Raw genomic sequence first — 859 nt, 5'->3', positions numbered from 1 at the left:
GGTGGTGGTGTCGTCCAGCGGGGCGGCCGCACGGCGGCCACCGGGGCCGGAGACCGGCCCGGCGGGCCCGCCGGTGGCCGGGCGGGCGGTGGCGCCGCGCGGCAGCAGCAGCCGCACCGTGGTGGCGACCTCGCCGGCCAGCACCGCCATCGCCCCGCAGCGGCCGAAGACCGGGGAGGCGTCGCAGGCGGCGGCCACGGTGTCGGCCACCGGGGAGGTGGCGGTCGCGGCCGGGGCCGCGGCCAGACAGAGCAGATGCACCCCCGCCGCCGGGCCCTCCTCGGCGAGCCGCACCACCGCGGCGCGCAGATCGGCGCCGCCCGGATCGCCGTCCACCAGGACCACGGTGCGCCGTGTGCCGCGTGCGGCGGCCGGCCGGCCGGTGAGTTCGGCGAGGCGTGCGGCGGCCTGCTCCCGGTCGAAGGCCAGCAGCCGGTGGCAGTCCTGGCCGCCGAGCGGCCGGGTGTGCGGCAGCCAGCCCAGCCAGCCCCAGTCGGCGGCGCCGTCCCTGGCCAGCGCGACGATCTCCAGGGCGCCGGGCGGATGCAGGCCGGCGAGCTGGGCCAGTGCCGAGCGGGCCAGGCCGAGCAGCCGGTGCCGCGGCCCGGCCAGCCCCAGCGCCCCGGCGGACACCAGATCCACCGAGACGGGCACGAGTGTGCCGCCGACCTGCTGCGCGGTGCCCAGCCGGACCGTCAGCCGGCCCGGCGCGGCGGCCCAGAGCTCCTCGCCCGGCCGGGGGGCGGGGGCGCCGGCCTCCTGCGCTCCGGGCGCGCCCGGCGGGACGGGAGGGGGTGTGGTCCGGACGGCCGCCGCCCCCGTTGCGGTGCCGCCTCCGGTGCCGCTGACGGTGGCCGGT

The 859-nt window shown here is 82.0% G+C and carries 1 pseudogene; it reads right to left on the bottom strand.

The annotated features are described in order from the left end of the window. Positions 1-859, bottom strand: a pseudogene (locus GQS09_RS28320) (hypothetical protein); the annotation flags it as partial.

The sequence above is a fragment of the Streptomyces sp. YIM 98790 genome, assembly GCF_011421595.1.
Lineage (GTDB): Bacteria > Actinomycetota > Actinomycetes > Streptomycetales > Streptomycetaceae > Streptomyces.
The sequence above is the reverse complement of the archived record's forward strand: the minus strand, read 5'-3'. Positions and strand labels throughout refer to the sequence as shown.